The following is a 21,925-nucleotide window of genomic DNA, read 5'->3' as shown; positions in this document are numbered from 1 at the left end:
TGAGCCTACGACGAAGAATTTTTGCTGCAAGGCAACTTCGCCAAAGTGGCTTGGCGCGGTCGCGGGCCGCTCAGCTGCCCGCATCGTCGTTGGTCGCCCACCGGGGCGGGCGTTTCTGCAGGAAGGCGAGCATGCCTTCGCGGGCTTCCTCGGAGACGAACAGTTGTGCGGAGTCCGTCGTAAGCCGCTCGGCGTCGCGGTCGAAGCCCGCCAGAACACCAGCCGTGGTCAGCGCCTTTGATGCGGCCAGGCCCTGCGGAGACCCCAGCGCCACAGTGGCGACGAGCGACGCCACCGCGGCGTCGACGTCGTCGACGGCCATCGTGACCAACCCGATCGCGGCAGCTTCGCCGGCGTCGAACTTCTCGCCGGTCAGGTAGTACCGGGCCGCGGCACGCGCCGACATTTTCGGCAGCAATGTCAGCGAGATGATCGCCGGCGCGACCCCGATCCGGGCTTCGGTCAGCGCGAACGTGCTGCGCGGCCCGGCCACCGCGATGTCGCAAGCGCCTACCAAGCCGAAGCCGCCGGCCCGGACGTGGCCGTCGATCGCCCCGATCACCGGCAGAGGTGACGCCACGATCGCGCGTAGCAGCGCCGTGAGTTCGCGGGCCCGATCGGCGGCCGCGTCGAATGCCGATAGTGGCGACCCGCTTCGCCCGGCTTCGCCGCGCTCGCGATCGCCACGGGGATCGCCGCCGGACGCCTGGCTCAGATCCGCGCCGGCACAAAACGTCCCGCCGGTGTGGCCGAGCACTATCGCCCGTATTGCCGGATCGGCCTCGGCCTCGCGCAGGCCCTCGTGCAACTGGTTGACCAGCGCCGTCGACAACGCGTTGCGGTTGTGTGGAGAGTTCAGCGTCAGCCGCGCGACGTGCCCGTCGGCGGCATACTCGACCAGCCTGTCCATCAGTACGAGCGCGGCAGACCCAGCGACGTCTGCGCGACGAAGTTGAGCACCATTTCCCGGCTCACCGGCGCGATCCGCGACAACCGCGATGCGGTCAGCGCCGCGGCGATGCCGTATTCCTTGGTCAGCCCGTTGCCGCCCAGCGACTGCACGGCCTGGTCGACTGCTCGCGTCGACGCCTCGCCGGCGGCGTATTTGGCCATATTGGCCGATTCGGCCGCGCCGATGTCGTCGCCGCTGTCGTAAAGGGTCGCGGCCTTCTGCATCATCAGCTTGGCCAGCTCGATCTCAATGTGGTTCTGCGCCAATGGATGTGAGAGCCCCTGGTGTGCCCCGATCGGGGTGCCCCACACCTTGCGGGTCTTGACGTAGTCAGCGGCCTTGTTGATCGCGAATCGGCCCATGCCCACTGCGCTGGCCGCGCCCATGATCCGCTCCGGGTTCAGCCCGGCGAACAGTTGAGCGATCGCGGCGTCTTCGGATCCCACCAACGCATCGGACGGCAACCGCACCTCGTCGATGAACACCTGAAATTGACGTTCGGGGCTGATCAGTTCCATCTCGATCGGGGTGTAGTTGAAGCCGGGTGCGTCGGTGGGCACCACGAACAGCGCCGGACGCAGCTTGCCGGTTTTGGTTTCCTCGGTGCGCCCGACGACCAGCACCAGCTGGGCCTGGTCGACGCCGGAGATGAAAACCTTCTGCCCGGACAGAATCCAGTCGCTGCCGTCACGACGCGCGGTGGTGGTGATCTTGTGCGAGTTGGATCCGGCGTCCGGCTCGGTGATGGCGAACGCCATCGTGATCGACCCGTCGGCGATGCCCGGCAGCCAGCATTGCTTCTGCTCGTCGGTGCCGAACTTGGCGATGATGGTGCCGTTGATTGCCGGCGACACCACCATCATCAGCAGCGCGCAGCCGTGGGTCGCCATCTCTTCCATCACCAGCGACAGCTCGTACATCCCGGCGCCGCCGCCGCCGTACTGCTCGGGCAGGTTGACCCCGAGGAAGCCGAGTTTGCCTGCCTCGTTCCACAATTCGTCGGTGTGCTGCTGGGCGCGGGCCTTCTCCAGGTAGTAGTCCTGGCCGTAGTTGGCCGTCATCGCCGCCACCGCCTGGCGTAGCGCCTGGCGTTCCTCGCTCTCGATGAAGCTGGTGTCGGTCACGATTGCGGGTCTCCTTCTGGGTTTTCGGTTGCGTCGACGCGCGCCAAGACGGCACCCACCTCGACCTGCTGGCCAGGCTGGACATCGAGTTCGGCGAGCACGCCGTCGGTGGGAGAGGTGATGGTGTGTTCCATCTTCATGGCTTCCAGCCAGATCAGTGGCTGTCCTTCGGTCACGGGGTCGCCGACTTGGGCACCGACCCGAATGACGTTGCCCGGCATCGGTGCAACCAGTGAGCCCTGCTCGACGGCCGAGCCGGGCTCGGGAAAGCGCGGCAGCGCGACCAGGTGCACCGGCCCGTGCGGCGAGTCGACATAGACGTCATCGCCGTAGCGGGCGACAGCAAAATTGCGCGCCACCCCTGCTCTGTCAGCCAGCACGACCTCATGCGGGGTGGACGAGATCAGATGCACCTCGTCGGCGAGCTCCAAACCGATTCTGCTGAACCGGTATTCAATTCGGTGCTCCTCGCCGCTGTCATCGAGGTAGGACTTGGCCTGGTGGCCCGACGCCAGGTTGCGCCAGCCGCTGGGAATCGAGCCGAGAACCACCGCCGTCGAGCGGTTGTGCGCAGCGTCGGCAAGAGCGGCCGCCACAGCAGACAGCCGAATGCCCATCGCATCGGCCAGTGGTGCCGACAGCTCGTCCAGGCCGTGAGTGTCGAAAAACGCTGTGTCAGTGGCACCGTCGAGGAACGCCGGATGGCGCAGCACGTTGACCAGCAGATCGCGGTTGGTGCGTACCCCGTGCAGGTGGGCGCGGGCCAGTGCGTCGGCGAGCACCAGCGCGGCCTGGCGGCGGGTCGGAGCGTAGGAGATGACCTTGGCCAACATCGGGTCGTAGTGGATGGACACCACCGACCCGTCGACAATCCCGGAATCCAGCCGGATCCCGGTGCGCGAGCCGAGCGTCTCGAATTCGGCCCGGGTGCCGGCGACGTCGATGCGCTGCACCTCACCGGCTTGCGGCTGCCAGCCCCGGGCCGGATCTTCGGCGTAGAGCCGCGCTTCAATCGAATGTCCTCGCGCAGCAGGGGGTTCCGCGTCCAGGCGGAAACCGTCGGCCACCGCGAGCTGAAGTTCGACCAGGTCGAGGCCGGTCGTCTCCTCGGTGACCGGGTGTTCGACCTGTAGTCGGGTGTTCATTTCCAGGAAGTAGAACTCGCCCTCGTCGTCAGCCAAGAACTCGACGGTTCCGGCGCCGGTATAGCCGATCGCCTCGGCAGCCAGCCGGGCGGCGTCGAAAAGCTTGGCGCGCATACCCGGCGTGCGATCGACCAGCGGTGAGGGTGCCTCCTCGATGATCTTCTGATGCCGGCGCTGGATCGAGCATTCGCGTTCACCCACAGCCCATACGGTGCCGTGGGCGTCGGCGAGCACTTGGACCTCGACGTGGTGTCCGGTCGGCAGGTAGCGCTCGCAGAACACCGTAGGGTCGCCGAACGCCGATTGCGCTTCCCGGCTGGCGGCCGCGACTTGGTCTCGGAGGTCTGCCAGGTCGTTGACCACCCGCATACCGCGTCCGCCGCCACCTGCCGATGCTTTGACCAGCACCGGCAGCTGCTGCGGCGTCACGGTGTCCGGGTCGAGCTCGTCGAGGACCGGCACTCCCGCGGCGGCCATCATCTTCTTAGCCTCGATCTTGGATCCCATCGCCTGTACCGCCGCCACCGGCGGCCCGATCCAGGTCAGACCGGCGTTCTGCACAGCGGTCGCGAAATCTGCGTTCTCCGACAGGAACCCGTAACCGGGATGGACTGCATCGGCGCCGGCGGCGCGGGCCGCCGCGATCAGCGCATCGACGGACAGGTAGTCGTTGGTCTTGGGCAGCCGCACCTTTGCGTCGGCCTGCCAGACGTGCGGTGCGTTGGCATCGGGGTCGGTGTAGACGGCGACGGTGCTCAGGCCCAGTCGACGGCAGGTGGCGAACACCCGCCGCGCGATCTCGCCGCGGTTTGCCACCAATACTCGGGTAATCATGGGCATCACATCCGGAAGACGCCGAAGTTCGACGTCCCCTTGATCGGGCCATTGGCGATGGCGGACAAACATATTCCCAACACCGTGCGGGTGTCGCGCGGGTCGATCACTCCGTCGTCGTACAGCATCCCGGATAGCACCATGGGCAGCGACTCGGCTTCGATCTGGCCCTCGACGGCGGCCCGCATCGCGGCGTCGGCCTGTTCGTCGACCTGCTGGCCGCGGGCTTCGGCGGCGGCCCGGCTCACGATCGACAGCACCCCGGCCAGTTGGGCGCCGCCCATCACCGCCGATTTGGCGCTGGGCCAAGCGAACAGGAATCTCGGGTCGTAAGCCCGACCGCACATCCCGTAGTGCCCGGCACCGTACGACGCGCCGATCAGCAGCGAAATGTGCGGCACCGTCGAGTTCGACACGGCATTGATCATCATCGAGCCGTGCTTGATCATTCCGCCCTCTTCATAGTCCTTGCCCACCATGTAGCCGGTGGTGTTGTGCAAGAACAGCAATGGCGTGTCGGAGCGGTTGGCCAGCTGGATGAACTGGGTGGCCTTCTGCGACTCCTCGGAAAACAACACGCCTCGGGCATTGGCCAGGATGCCCAGCGGGTACCCGTGGAGTTGCGCCCAGCCCGTCACCAGCGACGAGCCGTACATCGGCTTGAACTCGTCGAATTCGGAGCCGTCGACAATGCGGGCGATCACTTCCCGCGGATCGAACGGGATGCGCAGGTCCGACGGGACGATACCGATCAGCTCTTCGGGGTCGAACAACGGCTCGGTCACCGGCTTCGGCGCGGGACCCTGCTTGACCCAGTTCAGCCGCGCCACGATGCGGCGACCGAGCCGAATCGCGTCGAGCTCGTCGACGGCGAAATAGTCTGCCAATCCCGAAATGCGGGCATGCATTTCGGCGCCGCCCAGTGACTCGTCGTCGGATTCCTCGCCGGTGGCCATCTTGACCAGCGGCGGGCCGGCCAGAAAGACCTTCGAGCGCTCTTTGATCATCACCACGTGATCGGACATACCGGGGATGTAGGCCCCGCCCGCGGTGGAGTTGCCGAAAACCAAGGCAATCGTCGGTATTCCGGCGGCCGAGAGGCGGGTCAAGTCGCGGAACATCTGCCCGCCCGGGATGAAGATCTCCTTCTGGGTGGGCAGGTCCGCGCCGCCGGACTCCACCAGCGAGATGACCGGCAGCCGGTTCTGGAACGCGATCTGGTTGGCCCGGAGTATCTTTCGCAGTGTCCACGGGTTGCTGGTGCCACCTTTGACGGTGGGGTCATTGGCGACGATCATGCACTCCACCCCGGAGACCGCGCCGATGCCGACCACCAGGCTGGCCCCGATCTGGAAGTTGCTTCCCCACGCCGCCAGCGGGCTCAACTCGAGAAACGGCGAATCCGGGTCGACGAGCAGCTCGATGCGTTCCCGCGCGGTGAGCTTGCCCCGGGCATGGTGGCGCTCGACGTATTTCGCCCCGCCGCCGCCCAGCGCTTTGGCGAGTTCAGCGTCGATCTCGTCCAGCTTGGTGGACAACGACGCCGCCGCCTCGGTGTACGTGGGTGCGGAGGGATCCAGTATTGACTGAAGGACCGTCATGATTGGTATCCAAGGGTTTTGGCTGCCAGTGCGGTCAGGATTTCGGTGGTTCCGCCGCCAATGCCGATAATTCGCATATCGCGATATTGGCGTTCGATTTCGGACTCGGCCATGTATCCCATCCCGCCGAACAGTTGGACGGCTTGGTGGGCGACCCATTCGCCGGCTTCCACCGCGGTGTTCTTGGCGAAGCACACCTGCGCGATCAGGTTGGTCTCACCGGCGAGCTGACGTTCCACCACATTGCGGGTATAGACGCGGGCCACGTCGATACGACGGGCCATCTCGGCGAGCGTGTTCTGTACGGTCTGCCGCGAGATCAGCGGCCGGCCGAAGGTTTCCCGGTCGCGACACCATTGAAGCGTCAGCTCCAGGCAGCGCTGTGCGCTCGAATAAGCTTGCGCGGCAAGCCCTACGCGTTCGGACACGAATGCCAGGGCGATCTGGGCGAAGCCGCTGTTCTCGACGGCCACCAGGTTGGCCGCCGGCACCCGTGCGTCAACATAGGACAGCTCCGCGGTGTCCGAGGAGCGCCAGCCCATCTTGTCCAGCTTGCGGGTGACGTCAAAACCCGGCGTGCCTTTTTCCACCACCAACAGCGACACTCCCGCGGCGCCCGGACCGCCGGTGCGCACCGCAGACACCACGTAGTCGGCCCGAACCCCGGAGGTGATGTAGGTCTTGGCGCCGTTGACGATGTAGTCATCGCCGTCCCGGACCGCGGCGGTCCGTAGGTGCCCGACGTCAGAACCGCCGCCGGGCTCGGTGATGGCCAGCGCGCCGATCTTCTCACCGCGCAGCGTGGGGCGCACGAATGTGTCGATGAGCCGCTGATCGCCCGACGCGATCATGTGCGGTACCGCGATCCCACAGGTGAACAGCGACGCGAACACCCCGCCGGGCACGCCGGCCTCGTGCAGTTCTTCGCAGATGATCAGTGAGTCGGCGCCGTCGCCGCCGCCACCGCCGACCGCTTCGGGGAATCCCGCTCCCAGCAGCCCGGCCTCTCCGGCGTGGCGGTGCAGGTCGCGCGGCAGCTCGCCGACCCGCTCCCACTCGTCGACGTGCGGCAGGATCTCCCGCTCGGCGAACGAGCGGACGGTCTTACGCAGTTGGTCGCGCTCGGGTGTGGTCCAGATGTTCACAGCAGCCTTTCTGGAATCTCGACATGGCGGCTGCGCAACCATTCGCCCAGCCCCTTGGCCTGCGGATCGAAACGAGCCTGGTAGGCGACGCCCTGACCGAGGATGTCGTCGATGACGAAGTTCACCGCGCGCAGGTTGGGCAGCACGTGCCGGGTGACCGGCAGATCGGCCGTTTCGGGCAGCAATTCCCGCAGCTTGTCGACGGTCAACGTGTGGGCCAGCCAGCGCCACTGCTCATCGGTACGCACCCATACCCCGACGTTGGCCGACCCGCCCTTGTCGCCGCTGCGCGCGCCCGCCACGACACCCAGCGGCAGTCGGCGGGCCGGCCCCGCCGGCAGTGGCTCGGGCAACTCAGGCGGATCGGCCGGAGCCAACTCGAGAGTCTCAGTGGCGCAGGGAATCTCGAGCCGGCTGCCATCAGCGTGCACTGCGACGTGCGGCACCTTGGTCGCTTCTACGTAACCGGCCGTGAACACGCCGTAGACCTGACCTTCTCCGGGCGGGGCGGTCACCGTGAACCCGGGATAGCTGGCCAACGCGAGCTCAACTGCGGCCGAAGAGAATTGGCGTCCGACGTTCGCCGGGTCGGGATCGCGGACCACGCAGCGCAGCAGCGCGCTGGCAGCTTCCTCGGTGTCGGCATCGGCGTGGTCGGTGCGGGCCAGCGTCCACTCCAGCTCCGCGGGCTTGACCGGGAGCCCGGCCTCCAGCTGCCGTCGCACCAGCGCGGCTTTGGCCTCGATGTCCAGCCCGGTCAGCACGAACGTCATCGCGTTGCGGAATCCGCCGATGCTGTTCAGCGACACTTTCAGCGTCGACGGTGGCGGCTCGCCGGCCACATCGCTGATCCGCACCCGGTCCGGGCCGTCTTCGGACAACGCGACGGTGTCCATCCGGGCGGTGACGTCCGGGTTGGCGTAGCGGGCGCCGGTGACTTCGTAGAGCAGTTGGGCGGTCACCGTGTCGACGCTGACCAGCCCTCCCGTGCCGGGATGCTTGGTGATCACCGAGGAGCCGTCGGGGAAAATCTCGGCCAGCGGGAAGCCGGCATAGGTCAGGTCGGGCACCTCGGTGAAGAACGAATAGTTGCCGCCGGTGGCCTGGATGCCGCATTCGATGACGTGGCCGGCCACCACCGCTCCGGCCAACTGGTTGTAGTCGCTGCGCGTCCAGCCGAAATGCGCAGCCGCGGGACCCACGATCACCGACGCGTCGGTGACCCGCCCGGTGACGACCACGTCGGCGCCGCTGTGCAGGCAGTCGACGATGCCCCAGGCGCCCAGGTACGCGTTGGCAGTCAGTGGCGTGCCCAGCCCGAGCTCGTCGGCGCGCGGCTGCAGGTCATCGCCCTCGACGTGTGCCACCCGCGTCGGGAGCCCCAGCCGCCCGGCCAGTTCCCGCACCGCGTCAGCCAGGCCGGCAGGGTTGAGGCCGCCGGCGTTGGCCACGATCCGTACGCCGCGGTCGTGGGCCAGCCCCAGGCACTCCTCGAGTTGGGTGAGGAAAGTCTTGGCGTAGCCGCGCTCGGGATGCTTCATCCGGTCCCGACCCAGGATCAGCATGGTCAGTTCGGCCAGATAGTCACCGGTCAGGTAGTCCAAGTCGCCGCCGGTGAGCATCTCGCGCATCGCCGAAAGCCGGTCGCCGTAGAACCCCGAGCAGTTCCCGATTCGGACCGCAGGGCTCATGGGTGCCGCTCCTCCTCATCGCTTCGCTCTGCATCGTCGCTGGCACGCATCACGCGCGTCCTCCCTCCCCGGCGACTAAGGAGCCAACGTACCAACCAACCGGTAGGTGGCCTGATTCGAACTTTAGTAGCAGCATGAACGCGCCCGCGCATCGACTAACCGTCAGAGCAAATCCGGGGTTTTTACAACCGCGAGTTGCAATAATTTGTCACGTGTGCAGGAGGGATCCTCCGCTGCCGCAGCCCTGGGAGGACGCTCTATCCGCGTGGGTAACGTGGCTGCGTGTTGCGGGGAAACGTGAAGCCACCATCCGGCTGCGCTCCGATCACCTGCGCTCTATCGCCCGTCGCTCGGGTACCACTCATCCCCGCGAGCTAACCCTGAACAAGCTCGTCATCCTCTGCAGCGAACGACCCTGGTCGGCCGAACACCGCAAAAGCGTGCGCTCATCGCTGGTCAGCTTCTACGACTGGGCCATGAAAACCGGAATCACCGAGACCAATCCGGCGGCAGCCATGCCGAAGGTGGCTTCCGAGCCGCCACGGCCCCGGCCCACGCCCGACGAGATCTGGGCCGAGTTGCTCGCAGCCGCCCCTGCGCGGGAACGGCTCATGGCCCGGCTGGCAGGTGAGGCTGGACTCCGACGTGCCGAGGTCGCCGCCGTTCATTGCGATGATCTTCTCCACGATGGGCATGGTTGGGCGCTCCTGGTCCGCGGCAAGGGCGGTCGGCAGCGGGTCGTCGGCCTGACTGATTCGCTGGCCGCGCAGATCCGCACCTACCAACAGGCCCGCGGATATCTCTTCCCCGGCCAGGTCGACGGCCACATCAGCCCTGGATGGGTGGGCACGATCATCAGCCGTCTGATGCCACCGGGCTGGACGCTGCACAAGCTGCGCCACCGCTATGCCTCACGCGGGTATGCCGGGACGAAAGACTTACGGGCGGTCCAAGAGGCGCTTGGACACGCCTCGGTCGCGACGACGCAGCGTTACACCGCGGTCTCGCGCCGCGATGTGCGGTCGGTATCGGAAGCAGCAGGACAACCATGAACGATTCGTGCGGTGTGCTCGTTGAGCGCGACTACATTGGCGTCATGGACGGTGGCGATGACACCGCATCCGTGCCGGGGGCGGACGACGGCGACGAAACGCAGGCTGCCGCGCGTGAAGACGTTACCGAGTTGATCGAAACCGGGACGGGGCCGACACCGGATCTGGCGTGGTCGGTTTCCGATGACGATGACAGCGAGCTCGAGCACCGAAATGGTGGCCGGGCGCGTTGGCTTGCCGCCGGCGCGGCGCTGCTGGTGGCTGTGGCGGCTATGGGGGTCTCAGTGTTTTTCTGGCAGCGTGACAGCGCGCAACCAGAGCGACCCGCTCCGGCTACGAGTGCTGCGCCTGGCAAACCTGCACCGCCGCCGCCGTCGATCGCCGCACCGCCAACCGCGGCGCCCCCGCCGCCCATCGTGGCGATCCCACCGCCCCCGCCCCCTGATAAGGACACGCAGTATTTCGCCACCCTCGCGGCGCACGGCATGACATCATCCGATCCGCAGAACAGTCTCCGCGCCGCCCATCAGGTATGTGCTCTGTTCGACCAGGGCTATAGCCGCGGCGAGGTTGTCGCGGCCGTACTGAACGGCAGCCGCCACAACGAGAATGCGAATTGGGCCGCGGAAGCCGAATACGTCGATATCGCGACCAGTATCTATTGCCCACAACGCAATTGAGAGAGATAGGCATGAAGCTCGTTGCAGGACTCATCATCTGCGCACTGTCCCTCGCAGTCCCGGTTGCGCACGCTGACAGCGCTGATGATCAGTTCGTTGCGGCGTTGGATGCCCACCATGTGCCCGGGGATCGTGGCGTATTGATCGGTGTCGCGCATGAGACATGTGATCTGCGGAACCTGCCGCGGATCGCGTGGGGTGGTATGCCGCCGCTGGCGGCGGGGATGATCAAGGTTCGTGAGGAGTTGTTGGCGCAGAACGTGACGCCCGGGTTGCCGATGATTGATTTCAAGAATGCTGCGCGGGATGCGTATTGCCCGGATCTTGATCAGCAGATACCGAACCTGGCATAAGGGCGGAGGAAGATCGTAATGGCATTGTTTACCACCAGCGGCAACAGGATGACGGATCAAGCTGCGGACCAGGCCGCGCGTGACGCGCTGGATTCGTACTATGCCGCGAAGCGCGAGAATCCCGATATGGTCCCGTACTGCGGGCCGCAGGACATCCTGAGCCGATTCCTCGCTGGCGAAATTGTCACCGCATTGGACATGCTCACCGATCAATCGTTGTGGACCGTCCAAGCGGTGCTGCCAGAACAGTTGAATCGGCTCCGTTGGATGATGTCCAACTCCTTACGTCAGGAAGTGCAGCAATGAAATCATTTCGCTTTACCGTCATGGTGAAGGCCGACTCGCGTGAAGAGGCCGAGGAGATCCTGCGTGGCAGCATTGAGGGAGTTTCGCACCCCGTCGACCAGAGCACCATCATCGTTGAGCCAGTCGACGACTAGCCGCCTGACTGGACGACAAAAAACGATGCTATCGGCATTCGACAGGAGTAACGGATGAGCAGGGCTTACATGGCGGTTGCACTGACAGCCGCGCCCGAGATTCCAAAATCCGCGCACTGGTGGCGACTCCCGCTGTCCGTTACGCGGCCAGTCGGCCACGACAACCTTTATACGGTCGAGGTTGACGACTCGGACAATCCCAAACTTGCGACGTGGACGTTCAACGACGGTGCTGACGAGGACATCACCCCGCTCGCGATTCGCGGCAGTACCGAGACCGACAATTGCAGGTTTAGCTTCTTGGTGACCAATTCTCGCTACTACCTCGACGTTCTTAGTGTCGAACGTCCGACCGCATCAGACTTGTGGATGGAACTGACACAACCCGGTTCACACTGGCATCCCGACGACGGCAAGATTCCGCCCGACGAATACGGCGCAGAGCTGATCCGGCAGTCGGTGCTTTTCCGCGAGGGCATCCGGCAGCCCGACACAACGCAACATGCACGACGGCACGCACTCCGGTTGGCGCTACGTTTGATGGCGACCGACGTATCGGCTATGTCGTAAAAAACACCGCTGACTGCCCTCCTGGCAAGCCAGATTCGGCCAGGGCATCGGCTGGTATCGCACCGTTGCGGAAGCGAAGCGAGCCGTTGAGGAGCACGTCGCCGGTCCCGCCGCACAACTCCTCAAGGCGACATAGGGATGGGCACTTCCACACTAATCGAAGGTGGCGCGTACGCGCATTATTTCACCGACTGTCCGTGCTGTGGGCGGCAACTCAGCGTAACATGCCGCATCCAAGGCAATTTGGCACAGGTCAAAGCCGAGCACTGGGGAAAATCGGATGTGCTACCCGAGTTGAAGCACGATTCGGTGACTGTTCAATTACCCGCCGATCTGAGCGACCTACTCAGTGACGCCGAGCGTAGGCAATTGAACGCCGATCTGGCCGAGATGGCGCGCAAGCGCAGGATTACATAAGGAGAACTTATGGGCGACTATTACGCCTCGCTATTCAGCGATGATGGCCGCATCGTCGCAACCTCACCCGTCGATGAGGATGGCGCCGTCACCTTCACGTTACCCCGCTGCGGTCGCGCCTATGTCGCATTCGGTACCGCGTATGTATGCGGGCTGAAGTTAGGGCATGATGGACACCACCAGCACGGCGAACTGCACTGGGAATGAAGGAAAACCCCCTCTGGTCGGAGCTCGGCTTCGGTGAGCTCAACGGACCAGAGGGGTTGGTTTCAGGGGTGAGATTCGTCGGGTAGTTCGGGTGGCATCTCGAAACCCGGATCTATCTCCGCGATTCGTGACCATGCTTTGCGGTCCCAGATCACATGCTGGGTCGCCCACGCTTCCAGTTGGTTGAGCCGCCGGAACCGCATGTTGGAAAGCTGCCGTTCACTTTCGATTTCACGCCGCAACAAATCGATTTGGTTGGACCACCACTCTTCTCGCCGCTGCTCCCGATCCTCCTGCAGGTTCGCGGCTTCCTGGACCAGGGTGTTGCGTGTGTTCTCGTCGAGGCGGTATTCGTGCTGGAGTTCTTGTTCGGTGCGCAGATTCTCCAGCTCCTTCTTCCGCTTGTTCTGCTTGTAATACGCTGCGCCCCACAGGATCGCAGTCAGCGGGGAGCTCGACGCGAACAACGTCAGCACCAGGTCGTCGGCTTTCACCGCCGCCACCGCGCATTGATGTGTTGACGGATGGTTTTCTCCAACTTGCGGTGCTCAGCCTCGAACTTCATCAGGATCGGCAGGGTCCTGTTGATGCGCCGGATTTCCATCAGAAACCGCAGGAACTGAAAGAACATGCCGAGGGCGTTGAAGCCGATCAGGAAGACGCCGGCTGCGCTGGCCCAGTCGTGGGCGTGGGTGGCGATGATGTCGGCGTAAGCGATTAGTCCGGCCATGACCGCTGGTATGCCGCAGATACCGACGCGGTAGCAGCGGCGCAAGTCAAGGACCGGCAACTGCGGCTTGCCCACCAATTGCCGGACAACACGGTTGGCTTGGCGCCATAGGTCGAATGGTGTGCCCATCGCGATGCCGTACAAGCACACCGCTGACCCAACGAACAGGCAGACCAGCAGCGCCCGCTGGGCGGTGGTGTCGAGGGTCAGCAGGACCGGGTCGACGGTTGATCCAGACAGCGCCCCAACCGATGTGGAGGCGATGACGCCGGCATGTGTGCACGAGTACAGCGGTTCGTGGTCGAGCCGCTTAGGCCCGAGCACGAAGCGGGTCAGCCCATCGAGGAATCTATCGGCATTCACCCCGGTAACTCACAGGTCATCAAGCCAGTGTTCGTTGCTCTTGAGGAACGTCGCAGCTGTCGTCAACACGGCGATAGCGACGTCGACGTAGTGTTTGTCCTGGCCGGGCAGAAAGTTCAGCAGTGGTGTGACCTCGTTGATGATGATCAGCAGTGAGCCGATCGCGGCGATCAAGCCCTTGTAGTAGCCCTGCAGTTTCTGGACGAACGTCACCGGGCCTTCGGTCTCTGCGACCACCTTCACCGGCACCTTCGCCACCGCGGTGTCGCCGAGGAGCGACGCGACCTTGGGGGCTTGATTCTTGTCGATGTGAACGATTTTCTTAGCCATGGTCAGTTGTCCTCTCGTAACGGGTTGGCGTTTGTTTGTCAGGCCGCGCTGGGCACGGCCGGAACGAGCACCGGTGGCGCAGTTACCGCTCCGCCGGAGTTGATGTAGTTGGTGGTCCAGGTCTCGACGACCCACTGCGCGTAGAGGATTGAGTCGAGCCAGTTGTAGGCGAAGTGATCGGCGTTGGGCCCTTTCAGGGCGAAGGTGAGTCCGTTGTAGATTTCCTCGACCATCGCCACCGGGGTTGCTAGTGCCTCGGCGATTTCGATGAAGTCGATGAAGGTGCCCGTCTGGATGAAGTCGTAGATCAGCAGGCCGACGCGGCCGGGCGCGGCTTCGCGGCGCCAGGGATCATCGCCTGTCGGGCAGTTGGTGTAGAGCTCGGTGTGGCCGTCGTCGTCGCCGAGCCAGACGTAGTCCATCCACCAGTCGGGCGTTTGGTCGGCGGTGAGGCAGTCGGGGCCGGCGATTCCGCCCGTGGTGACGCCGTCGAGTTTGCCTGGCAGGCCCCACCGGGCGCGAATGTTGCCATTCGCCTTGCCTGGACACCTGCAGGGGTTGCCGTAGGTGTTGACGCCGATCCAATCATTGAGCCGATGATGCAGTCGCCCAGCAGGATTCAGTGTCTCGTCGCGCCACAAGTGCGATCCGAGAATGGCCGATTGGCTGTACCACCACCCGAAGATCGGGCCAGTCGGATAGACCGGGTCACCGGGGTCGATGGGCGGGGCGCCGCCGAGCAGCGCCACCGCCGAGTCGACGCCCATCTGCACCGATGTCCCCATCCACGGGTTGTTGATGCTGGCCGGGTAATTGCCGACCGGCTGGACGACAACCCGGTCCGGGTACTTCTGCTTGACGTACTGTGCGGCGCCGAAGGGCTGCGGAGACATCTGATTCCACATGTCGACGCCGGTGCCTTGGGCGGTCAGGATGGTGATCTTTGGCGGCGGCAGGAACCCGGAACGGATCTTCCAGGCGTAGTTGATGATCCCGCTGATCGCCAGGCCCGGGTTGACAGCGGTGTTCGCGCCGTATGCGGTCTGCATCCGGGTCACGAAGTCGACCATCGTCTGGTCGTAGGTCTGCGCTGCCGTGCCTCCCGCGGTGACACTCGCCTGAAGGGGAGCGGCCGTCTTGGCGAACTTTCGGAGGAAGAACTGCTTGAGGGCCAGGACGATGGGATCGACGTCGCCGAGCCCCAATCCGATCCACTGGCCGTTGTTGTCGGTAGCCATCAGCGGGCCGCCTTCCGTGCTGTGCGCTTGGCGGTGGCCTTGCGCGTCGTCTTCGTCGGTTTCGGAGTGGGTTTGATGCCCCACCGCTGGGCAGCCAGCGCGTCGACCAGATACAGCGGTGTGCCGGCGTCGACTTTCTGCTGCAATTCAGCGAGCGCGTCGGGATCGCCGGCCAGCTGCGGCCAGCCGATTCCGTAGCCGGTATCGGGATCGATTGGGCCGCACATCTGCTCGTAAACCAGCACCGTGTAGTCCGGCGCCGCGGCCGCCGGCGATGTATCTGGTGTGGGGGAAGCGGTGCCGGCGTATTTGGCGACCGCCGCGGCGAACACGTCCCAGGGGAAGTTGTCGCCGACGTCGGTGTGCGTGTTGCCGTCTTTGAGGTACTGCGTGCAGTACCGGTGATCACTGATCCCGGGCGGCGGCGAACTGTATGGCGGAGCAATGACCTTCGGGGTGATGCCGTACTTGTCGCAATCCTGCACACACAAATACGCGGCCACGTCGATGGCCTTGGCCTGGGTCATCCACTGTTCACGCGACCAGGCGGCGTCGGTCCCGGCGAAGCACAGGTTGATCGAGCGCAGGTTCGAGTTGCCGACCGCCCAGCACGCCAAGTCGGTGTCCACCATGTCGACCACCGTGACGCCGCCGTCACTGGCCTGGCGGACCGCGTAGTGGTAGCTGACGGGGTTGTCGGTGCCGGTGGTGGAGATGCAGAAGTTCGACAGGTCCAGGGCCGCGTTGTCGTCGGTTTCCGAGCCCTCCTGCGTGTGCAGCAGGAACAGGTCAATGGTGGTGTTCTGGCGGTCTTCGTTGTTGTCGCACCAGTTCGGGAACTCGTTGAAGTCGGGGCGGTTCGGGTCAACGGGAGTGGTCACGGTGCCTCCGGAGCTGATCTGGTTGTAGAGCGTTTGGGCGTCGGCCATGCGCTGGTCGTAGCGGTCGGGGTAGGCGGACTGCTGGACCGCCTGCGCATAGGAGCCGGGGCTGTTGGCGGTGTTGTTGTAGTCGAGGTTGGCGAGCCGCGAAAAGAACAGCTGCGCTGACTTGTATGGGTCCATGCAGGTGGCGGCGTCGCCCCACCACCATCCGTTACCTGAGTCGACGACCTGCTGCTGGAACAGGCCGACCGAATGCCCGTCGGAGCCAACGGCCTCGTGCGGGATGCTCATCGACTCGGGCACGGCCGCGTTGGCGTACATCGTCCAGTTGGATTCGACGTAGACGGTGGCGAATCCGATGACGATCCCACGCGGGGTGATGCCGAGATCGCGGCCGGCTTGCAGGACTGCAGGGGCGTACTGTGCGGCGGTCACGGTTGGGTTTGGAACCAGCCGATAGCCCACTGCTTGGCGGTTTTACCTTCAGTGGTGCCCATTTCGGGTGCGTTGATTCCGTACAGGCGCAGCGTGATGTGGATGGCGACGTCGAGACCGAGGTCTATCCCGACGTGCATGGTGTCGCCGTCGACGATGCCGAGCGGGTCGCGCGCACTGTCGAGCCCCCAGGCGGTGTAGGTGTACATCAGCCGGTCTTTCCGTGGAGCACGGTGACGTCGCCTTGCATGTCTAAAAGCTTCTGCACATCATCGAATGTGATAGCGAAATAGCCGCCGGGTTTACAGCCAGGCCAGTCGTCTTGATCGCCCCAGCTGTTGCGATAGATGAAGACTTCTTCTGTCCAATCTATCCCCGCACCCTCATATTCGTGACCGCCTGCGATGTTTGAATCACGCAGTGGCCCAATGGAAACTAGTCCGTTGGTTGGGGTGAACATTGTCTTGGTCCAGATGGTGCCTTGGATAAATGGGGTTTGTTCTGCAGCTGTCTGGGCTGCGGAGAAGGAGAATGTGTGGGTGTATGAGTCGAGGTAACCTAGTGCGATGCCTGCTTTGGCTCCGCTGACGCCGTCAGAGCCGGTGTCTGTGGGGGGATAGTTCTGCGGGTCGGAGTCGTAAGTCGTTGCCGTGGAGTAGATGTGGATGGCGTCGGCTTCGTAGAACTTGCGGTTGTGGTGGGTCAGTTTTCGGGTTTTCGTCATCAACGACGTGTTGAGGACGCCAGCGACGGCGTTGCCGACGCAGCTTCCGAGTGATCCTTGGTTCAGCGGGATATATGGCGATTTCCAGAACGTGGACTTATGTGATGGTGTGGCGTTGCGCGGCACGAATTCGTAGTCCAGTGAGCGGGAGTCGTGGCGGACGTGGCGGCCTAGCCGTGGGTCGGCTTGTTCGAAGCGGTGGACGTCGATTGTGTGCATGGCGAAGCTGGCCCCTTTCAAGGGTGTTCATGGGGGGTTGTTGGCGGCGGGGTTACCAGCCGGCTTGGTTGCGTTCGCGGATGAGTGCGTCGCGTTCGGCGCGGAGTTGTTCGCGTTCGCAGATGAGGGTGGTGATGGCGGTGCGGAGGGTTTCGAGTGCTTGCAAGGCGTCGGCGGCGGCTGTGTCTACCACGCGAATTCCTGTCGGCCGTCGAGTATTTCGATGGTGAGGATGAGGGCGGCGCCACCAAGTGCGATGCCGACCAGTGCGCCCGCTGTGAGGGCGAGAGCTAAAGCCATCTACGTGACCTTCCGCTCGGTTAGCTCGCTGTTCCGGTGAGGTCGATGGCGGTGACGGAGTAGGTTCCGGTGGAGCTGAAGGTGGAGTCTCCGGTCAGGGGGAATTCTCCGTAGCAGGTGCCGCCGCTGTTCGCGGACCATAGGGTGATGCTGTAGACGGGTCCGTTGTTGGCGCCGCCGGAGAAGTTGATTTGGGATGCGAGGCCGAAGCTGCCTGCGCCGGTGGGTGTTCCCCAGTTGACGGGTTGGCGGGGGGCGGTGGTGATGTTGCTGGTATAGCTGGCGCCTGCGGCTGCGGAGTGTAGTTGGCCGTAGGGTGCGGCTGCGCGGATGGCGTTGGCGCCGACGACCATTGCGGCGTTGTTGAGAGGCATCGTGTGTCTTTCTGGTTAGGCGGTTTGGTACATGTTGGTGAACTGGGCGGCGGGCACGACGCTGGCGATCGCATTGTTTTCGATCACGATGTAATCGTTGATGCCGGCGAATTGGGAAACGTTTTTCGTGGAGTTCTGGATTTGCAGTCGCCACACTTGGTTTGTTCCGTCGGGTGTGGAGAGTGTGATGCTGCCTGAGTAGCCGCCTGCGGCAATGTATTTCAGGGCGGCGAGCATGTCGTCTGCTGAGGTGAGTTGGTATGCCTGGATGGTTTCGGTTTTACGTGTGACTGTGACGAGACCGGCCATTGTTTCCTGGTTTCCCTTCGATTCCTTTAGACCCATTCCAAGAGGACGTATCCGCCGCCGCCGCCGCCGCCTGCACCTGCTGTGCCGCCTGTTCGGGCGGCGCCGCCGCCGCCGCCGCCGCCGCCGTATTTGCCGCCTGCGCCGCCGTTACCCGCGGCGGCGTAGTTGTTGCCGCCGCCGCCGCCGCCGCCTGCGCCGCCGTTACCGGGCGCGGCATCAGATGGTGTTCCGCCTGCGCCGCCGCCGGCGGCGCCGCCTGCACCGCCCGACACGGTGCTGGAACTGCCGCCAGCATTACCGGCAGTCACGTTGTTGGCGACGCAGCCTCCTGCGCCGCCGCAGCCGACATTGTTGCTGGTGTCGCTTGTTCCGGCAGTGTTTGAGTTGCCGCCGGCCGTGCCGCTATGTGTCGGGGCGGTGATTCCCGAAGCGCCGGCAGTCCCGCCCGATCCGCCGCTACCACCCGAGGATGCTGCTGCGCCGGCGTTTCCGCCGCCAGCCGACAGTGACACCGCCCCCGATGAGAACATTGATGCTGTACCTGCCGCGTTAACGCCGCCAGTCCCGACAACGGTAGAGTATGTTGACCCGAGCGACGCGGTCGGCACAAACACACGGTCGACTCGGGCGCCGCCGCCGCCGCCGCCGCCGCCGGGCTGGTTCGCGGTGGTCACTTGACCGTTGCCGCCCGCACCGCCGGCACCGATCAACGTCACCCATACGCCCGACGTTCCGACCGGAAGCGGCTGGTTGCTGCGGGTGGTGTTTTCCTCGTTGAACGGGGTGAACGCGGGCCGCACCCCGGTCGCGCTCGACGACCAGCCATATCCGCCGCTGCTGTGCCCGGCGTGTGGCGTGACTCCCGATGCGCTCGACAGCCAGCCGTAGTTCCCCGACCCGGCGCCGCGGTGCGGGGCGGCGGCCGCCGTCGACGACCAGCCATAGCTACCGGAGCCGTGTCCGACCCGGGCCACCCCGCCGACCGCATCGACGGTGGCCCAGCCGTAACTCCCGGAGGTGATGCCGCCGTGCCCGATGGCGCCTGCCGCCGCCGCATCCCACTCGAAGGTCGATGCGGTGTTCACCCCGACCGGGTCGGTGCGCACCCACCAGCCGGGCTGCGGCGGAATCACCGCCCCCGGCTCAGTCACCGCACCTTCAACCAGTTAGCCGCGGCCAGTGCGGCGATCTGCTCGTCCACATAGGCTTTCAGCTCGTCGAGCACCTGATCCTTGTTGACGCCGTGACGGGCGGTGATCTCAGCGACCCGGGCGGCGCGGCGCGCCTTGATCCGATCCCCCAAATTGCCGACCGGCGGCGTCTCGTCGCTCATTGATCCATCGCCAGCCACTGATCCACACTCGGCGGCAACACCGAATGGACACCCTGGAACGGTGCAAACAGCGCGTATTTGTTGTACAGGCCACCGAATCCCCACCCGCGGTATGCCGTTCCGACCTGTGACGCGCTGCCCGACTCGGTGAAACTCGAGATCGTCTGGGAGCCGATCTTCGCGGTGAACTTCCGCAGCGCCGCGGTGGGGGCGTCTCCGCAGTACAAGGTGATGGTGCTGCCGTTTCCGGGCACTGCGCAGGTTCCGCTGTCCATCACCGTCTCAACCCCCGCCACGGCGCGGATCACCTGGTAGGTTCCGTCGCCACCGATCTTGAGCAGGATGTAGTTCTCCCAGTCCGACGAGATGCGGCCAAACAGATACAGGTAGGCGGTCGCCTTGTCGTTAGAGTCCGGTGGGGAGTTGATCACGCACTGCACCAGCTGATAATCGGTCTCCGACACCGAATCGGTCCCGATCCAGTTGAACCGGCAATCATTGATGCCGGTGTGGGCGTAGCCGGCGGTCTCCACGAAGGCCGCAGTCAATCCGTTGGCCTGATACGTGCCGAACCCCGCTTGGCTATACACCCCACCCCAGTTCGCGTTGGCAGTGAGTTGCCCGGTCCAGTTGAAATCATCCCCCGCCAACGCGCCCGTATGCCCCTCAGCTTCCAGCGCGGCCAGCCGTGAATTCACCGACGACAACGACGACGCCGTGTTCGCGAGCGCGACCGCGGCAGCGTTCTGCGAAAACCCGGTTCCTTGAACGCCGTAGAGTTTGGTGACGATGTTGTCGACGGTTTCCCCGGTGAACGGAACACATTCCGAGCCGATCAGCGACAGCTTCAAAAACACTGCCGCATCAAACTTCACAGTGCCGGCGGTCGCATTCTGCTTGGCCTGCAACCGGAACCGCAGCTGATCCACCCCGGTCTCCACGGTGTAAGTGCCCGCAACCCCCACCCAACCACTCGAAGCCGCGGCCGGTGACGGCACCGTGTACACCTCATACCAGCCGATATCGGTGTACACATTCTGGCCGCTACCCGCGGGGTCTTTCATCAGCCGATACTTTTCAACCGCCAACACCAGAGGACTGTCACCGGTGTAGGTCAGGCCCGACCACCTGATCTCGCAGGCCACTTCGATCTCTTCACCAGCCACCACAGGGATTTCGCTGGACACCAGCGGCGGCTGCGTACCGTCACAGGTGACCGATGCGCAACCCAGCACCGCGGTGCCCGGGGAGCCGTCGGTGCCATCCCACGTCCAGTGGGCGTCGCCGACGACAGTGGTTGATGCGCTGAAATCGTCGGAGACGAGCAGGTTTTGCTGCTGCAGCGCCACCGACTGCGCAGTGGACAGTGACTGATTCCCGAAATGCAAAGCTGTGTTACGCCGCAACGCGCGGGCTCCCGCGTCGAACAGGTCGTTGCCGTTCGCGTTGAACTTGAAGCGGCCACTGAGCAGAAAATGCGCGTTGGAAGCGATCGACTGAGCCGAGGCAACGACACTGTCCGGTGTCGTGGCCGACACATCACCCGAGCCGGTGCCGATGCTGCACAACGCCCCCAGAAACGACGTCAAACCGTTCAGCGCGTCAATGAACTGGTTACCCGACGACGAGCCGCCCATCGACAGCAGGCCACCGGTGAACGGGTGCGAATTGACCGCATTGGAGGTGTCCTGCACACCGGCGAGCACGCTTTGCGGCGACGTCCCCAATCCCACCGTGGCGCGCAGTTTCCGGATTCCGTCGATGGTTTCACCGAGGTCGCCGCCGGCCGCCCGCAGTTGGCGGGCCATGTTGAGCACTTCGCTCGCTGACCCGCCACCGAGTGCCATCCCGCACAGTGTGTCGGAGAAAATCTGCAATCCCGACAGAATGTTGCCGGTCTGCCCCGGGACGCCGCTGCTGTTGGTGCCATCCCCCATCGTGTTCAACCCGGCCATGAACGGGTTCTGATTGTTCTGCGTGACCGGGTTGCAGATGTCGAGGAACGACGGGACTTTGAAGTAGTCGGAGCCGTCGTCGACCGCGGCGGTGGGGTCGCCGGCCATGGTGTTGTTCGGCGAGTGGGTGAGCTTGGCGTTCTGGCGGAACGCCTGAACTGAGCGCGGCACTTTAGCTGGCGGTGTAGAGGGGGGTGATGGTGACGGTGGTCTGCACTTGGGCGACCTGCGGGGTGATCGGCACCCAGTCGACCATGTTGGTGCCGCTAGAAGCGGAGCACATGATCATGTAGTTGTAGGTGCCGGGACCGACGTTGAATGTGACCGGTGATCCGATCGCGGTCGAACCTGAGATGACCCAGTCGGTTTCCTGCCGGGTGTAGACGGGGGAGCCGCCGGTGGCTTCGTTGGCGGGGCTGTTGGTGTTGCCGGGATTGCCGGTGGCCAGCCCTATCCAGTTGCCGAGCCCGGTGACGTAGGTGACGACCAGGTCGTTGGTGTTGTCGACGTTTGCCACAAT

General features: G+C 64.5%; 27 protein-coding genes and 1 pseudogene. 8 read left to right on the top strand and 20 right to left on the bottom strand.

Annotated elements, in window-relative coordinates:
* Positions 1-69: 69 nt before the first annotated feature.
* From AC5Y49_RS11365 to AC5Y49_RS11340, 6 genes and pseudogenes are all read right to left on the bottom strand, one after another.
* Positions 70-910 (bottom strand): annotated as a pseudogene (locus tag AC5Y49_RS11365) (enoyl-CoA hydratase family protein); the annotation flags it as partial.
* The gene (locus AC5Y49_RS11360) at positions 910-2,076 is read right to left on the bottom strand and encodes an acyl-CoA dehydrogenase family protein (RefSeq protein WP_499886984.1); all 1,167 of its coding nucleotides are present in this window, start codon (positions 2,074-2,076) and stop codon (positions 910-912) included. The gene AC5Y49_RS11360 and the pseudogene AC5Y49_RS11365, both read right to left, overlap by 1 nt.
* A complete protein-coding gene (locus AC5Y49_RS11355; protein WP_499886982.1) occupies positions 2,073-4,055 on the bottom strand; it encodes an acetyl/propionyl/methylcrotonyl-CoA carboxylase subunit alpha in 1,983 nt (660 codons plus the stop codon). The genes AC5Y49_RS11360 and AC5Y49_RS11355 overlap by 4 nt, the downstream gene beginning before the upstream one ends.
* Positions 4,056-4,060: 5 nt before the next feature.
* Positions 4,061-5,656, bottom strand: a complete 1,596-nt coding sequence (locus tag AC5Y49_RS11350; RefSeq protein ID WP_499886980.1) for an acyl-CoA carboxylase subunit beta — start codon at positions 5,654-5,656, stop codon at positions 4,061-4,063.
* A complete protein-coding gene (locus AC5Y49_RS11345) occupies positions 5,653-6,801 on the bottom strand; it encodes an acyl-CoA dehydrogenase family protein (RefSeq protein WP_499886978.1) in 1,149 nt (382 codons plus the stop codon). Before AC5Y49_RS11345 ends, AC5Y49_RS11350 begins: the two co-directional genes overlap by 4 nt.
* A complete protein-coding gene (locus AC5Y49_RS11340) occupies positions 6,798-8,492 on the bottom strand; it encodes an acyclic terpene utilization AtuA family protein (RefSeq protein ID WP_499886977.1) in 1,695 nt (564 codons plus the stop codon). Before AC5Y49_RS11340 ends, AC5Y49_RS11345 begins: the two co-directional genes overlap by 4 nt.
* Positions 8,493-8,704: 212 nt before the next feature.
* Between AC5Y49_RS11340 and AC5Y49_RS11335 the strand changes: the two genes are divergently transcribed.
* The 8 genes from AC5Y49_RS11335 to AC5Y49_RS11300 all read left to right on the top strand — a co-directional run bounded on the left by AC5Y49_RS11335 (position 8,705) and on the right by AC5Y49_RS11300 (position 12,211).
* Entirely contained in the window at positions 8,705-9,544 is an 840-nt protein-coding gene (locus tag AC5Y49_RS11335) for a tyrosine-type recombinase/integrase (RefSeq protein ID WP_499886976.1), read from the top strand.
* On the top strand, positions 9,541-10,224 hold the full coding sequence (locus AC5Y49_RS11330; protein WP_499886974.1) for a DUF732 domain-containing protein: 684 nt from the start codon (positions 9,541-9,543) through the stop codon (positions 10,222-10,224). Before AC5Y49_RS11335 ends, AC5Y49_RS11330 begins: the two co-directional genes overlap by 4 nt.
* Before the next feature lie 11 nt (positions 10,225-10,235).
* Positions 10,236-10,577: a DUF732 domain-containing protein gene (locus AC5Y49_RS11325; RefSeq protein WP_499886972.1), complete on the top strand. Its 342-nt coding sequence runs from the start codon at positions 10,236-10,238 to the stop codon at positions 10,575-10,577.
* Positions 10,578-10,595: 18 nt separating this feature from the next.
* Complete coding sequence (locus tag AC5Y49_RS11320) at positions 10,596-10,883, top strand: hypothetical protein (RefSeq protein WP_499886970.1); 288 nt, start codon at positions 10,596-10,598, stop codon at positions 10,881-10,883.
* Complete coding sequence (locus tag AC5Y49_RS11315; RefSeq protein WP_499886968.1) at positions 10,880-11,017, top strand: hypothetical protein; 138 nt, start codon at positions 10,880-10,882, stop codon at positions 11,015-11,017. Before AC5Y49_RS11320 ends, AC5Y49_RS11315 begins: the two co-directional genes overlap by 4 nt.
* Positions 11,018-11,071: 54 nt before the next feature.
* Entirely contained in the window at positions 11,072-11,587 is a 516-nt protein-coding gene (locus AC5Y49_RS11310) for a hypothetical protein (protein ID WP_499886967.1), read from the top strand.
* A 138-nt stretch (positions 11,588-11,725) separates the two neighbouring features.
* A complete protein-coding gene (locus AC5Y49_RS11305; protein ID WP_499886965.1) occupies positions 11,726-12,004 on the top strand; it encodes a hypothetical protein in 279 nt (92 codons plus the stop codon).
* Positions 12,005-12,013: 9 nt separating this feature from the next.
* Positions 12,014-12,211, top strand: a complete 198-nt coding sequence (locus tag AC5Y49_RS11300) for a hypothetical protein (RefSeq protein ID WP_499886963.1) — start codon at positions 12,014-12,016, stop codon at positions 12,209-12,211.
* A gap of 62 nt (positions 12,212-12,273) precedes the next feature.
* On the opposite strand, the gene AC5Y49_RS11295 is transcribed toward AC5Y49_RS11300, so the two are convergent.
* From AC5Y49_RS11295 to AC5Y49_RS11230, 14 genes are all read right to left on the bottom strand, one after another.
* Complete coding sequence (locus AC5Y49_RS11295; protein ID WP_499886961.1) at positions 12,274-12,705, bottom strand: hypothetical protein; 432 nt, start codon at positions 12,703-12,705, stop codon at positions 12,274-12,276.
* Positions 12,702-13,304 carry a hypothetical protein gene (locus tag AC5Y49_RS11290; RefSeq protein ID WP_499886959.1) on the bottom strand — a complete coding sequence of 201 codons (603 nt, stop codon included), beginning with the start codon at positions 13,302-13,304 and terminating at the stop codon, positions 12,702-12,704. The genes AC5Y49_RS11295 and AC5Y49_RS11290 overlap by 4 nt, the downstream gene beginning before the upstream one ends.
* A gap of 9 nt (positions 13,305-13,313) precedes the next feature.
* The gene (locus AC5Y49_RS11285) at positions 13,314-13,634 is read right to left on the bottom strand and encodes a hypothetical protein (protein ID WP_499886957.1); all 321 of its coding nucleotides are present in this window, start codon (positions 13,632-13,634) and stop codon (positions 13,314-13,316) included.
* A gap of 38 nt (positions 13,635-13,672) precedes the next feature.
* Positions 13,673-14,872, bottom strand: coding sequence for a hypothetical protein (locus AC5Y49_RS11280; RefSeq protein WP_499886955.1), 1,200 nt, complete (start codon positions 14,870-14,872; stop codon positions 13,673-13,675).
* Positions 14,872-16,191, bottom strand: a complete 1,320-nt coding sequence (locus AC5Y49_RS11275) for an N-acetylmuramoyl-L-alanine amidase (RefSeq protein ID WP_499886953.1) — start codon at positions 16,189-16,191, stop codon at positions 14,872-14,874. Before AC5Y49_RS11275 ends, AC5Y49_RS11280 begins: the two co-directional genes overlap by 1 nt.
* Complete coding sequence (locus tag AC5Y49_RS11270; protein ID WP_499886951.1) at positions 16,188-16,400, bottom strand: hypothetical protein; 213 nt, start codon at positions 16,398-16,400, stop codon at positions 16,188-16,190. Before AC5Y49_RS11270 ends, AC5Y49_RS11275 begins: the two co-directional genes overlap by 4 nt.
* Complete coding sequence (locus AC5Y49_RS11265; RefSeq protein ID WP_499886950.1) at positions 16,400-17,134, bottom strand: hypothetical protein; 735 nt, start codon at positions 17,132-17,134, stop codon at positions 16,400-16,402. Before AC5Y49_RS11265 ends, AC5Y49_RS11270 begins: the two co-directional genes overlap by 1 nt.
* Before the next feature lie 52 nt (positions 17,135-17,186).
* The gene (locus AC5Y49_RS11260; RefSeq protein ID WP_499886949.1) at positions 17,187-17,327 is read right to left on the bottom strand and encodes a hypothetical protein; all 141 of its coding nucleotides are present in this window, start codon (positions 17,325-17,327) and stop codon (positions 17,187-17,189) included.
* A gap of 127 nt (positions 17,328-17,454) precedes the next feature.
* The gene (locus AC5Y49_RS11255; protein WP_499886948.1) at positions 17,455-17,808 is read right to left on the bottom strand and encodes a hypothetical protein; all 354 of its coding nucleotides are present in this window, start codon (positions 17,806-17,808) and stop codon (positions 17,455-17,457) included.
* Between the two features lie 15 nt (positions 17,809-17,823).
* Complete coding sequence (locus AC5Y49_RS11250) at positions 17,824-18,117, bottom strand: hypothetical protein (protein WP_499886947.1); 294 nt, start codon at positions 18,115-18,117, stop codon at positions 17,824-17,826.
* A gap of 26 nt (positions 18,118-18,143) precedes the next feature.
* A complete protein-coding gene (locus AC5Y49_RS11245) occupies positions 18,144-19,268 on the bottom strand; it encodes a glycine-rich domain-containing protein (protein ID WP_499886941.1) in 1,125 nt (374 codons plus the stop codon).
* Positions 19,265-19,450 (bottom strand): hypothetical protein, encoded by a 186-nt coding sequence (locus AC5Y49_RS11240; RefSeq protein ID WP_499886939.1) that lies wholly within the window; start codon positions 19,448-19,450, stop codon positions 19,265-19,267. Before AC5Y49_RS11240 ends, AC5Y49_RS11245 begins: the two co-directional genes overlap by 4 nt.
* Positions 19,447-21,576 (bottom strand): DUF7257 domain-containing protein, encoded by a 2,130-nt coding sequence (locus AC5Y49_RS11235; protein ID WP_499886937.1) that lies wholly within the window; start codon positions 21,574-21,576, stop codon positions 19,447-19,449. Before AC5Y49_RS11235 ends, AC5Y49_RS11240 begins: the two co-directional genes overlap by 4 nt.
* Before the next feature lies 1 nt (position 21,577).
* Positions 21,578-21,922, bottom strand: coding sequence for a hypothetical protein (locus AC5Y49_RS11230; RefSeq protein ID WP_499886935.1), 345 nt, complete (start codon positions 21,920-21,922; stop codon positions 21,578-21,580).
* Positions 21,923-21,925 lie beyond the last annotated feature (3 nt).

Source organism: Mycobacterium sp. NGS62 (assembly GCF_059812285.1).
This window is presented reverse-complemented; position numbering and strand designations above follow the sequence as displayed.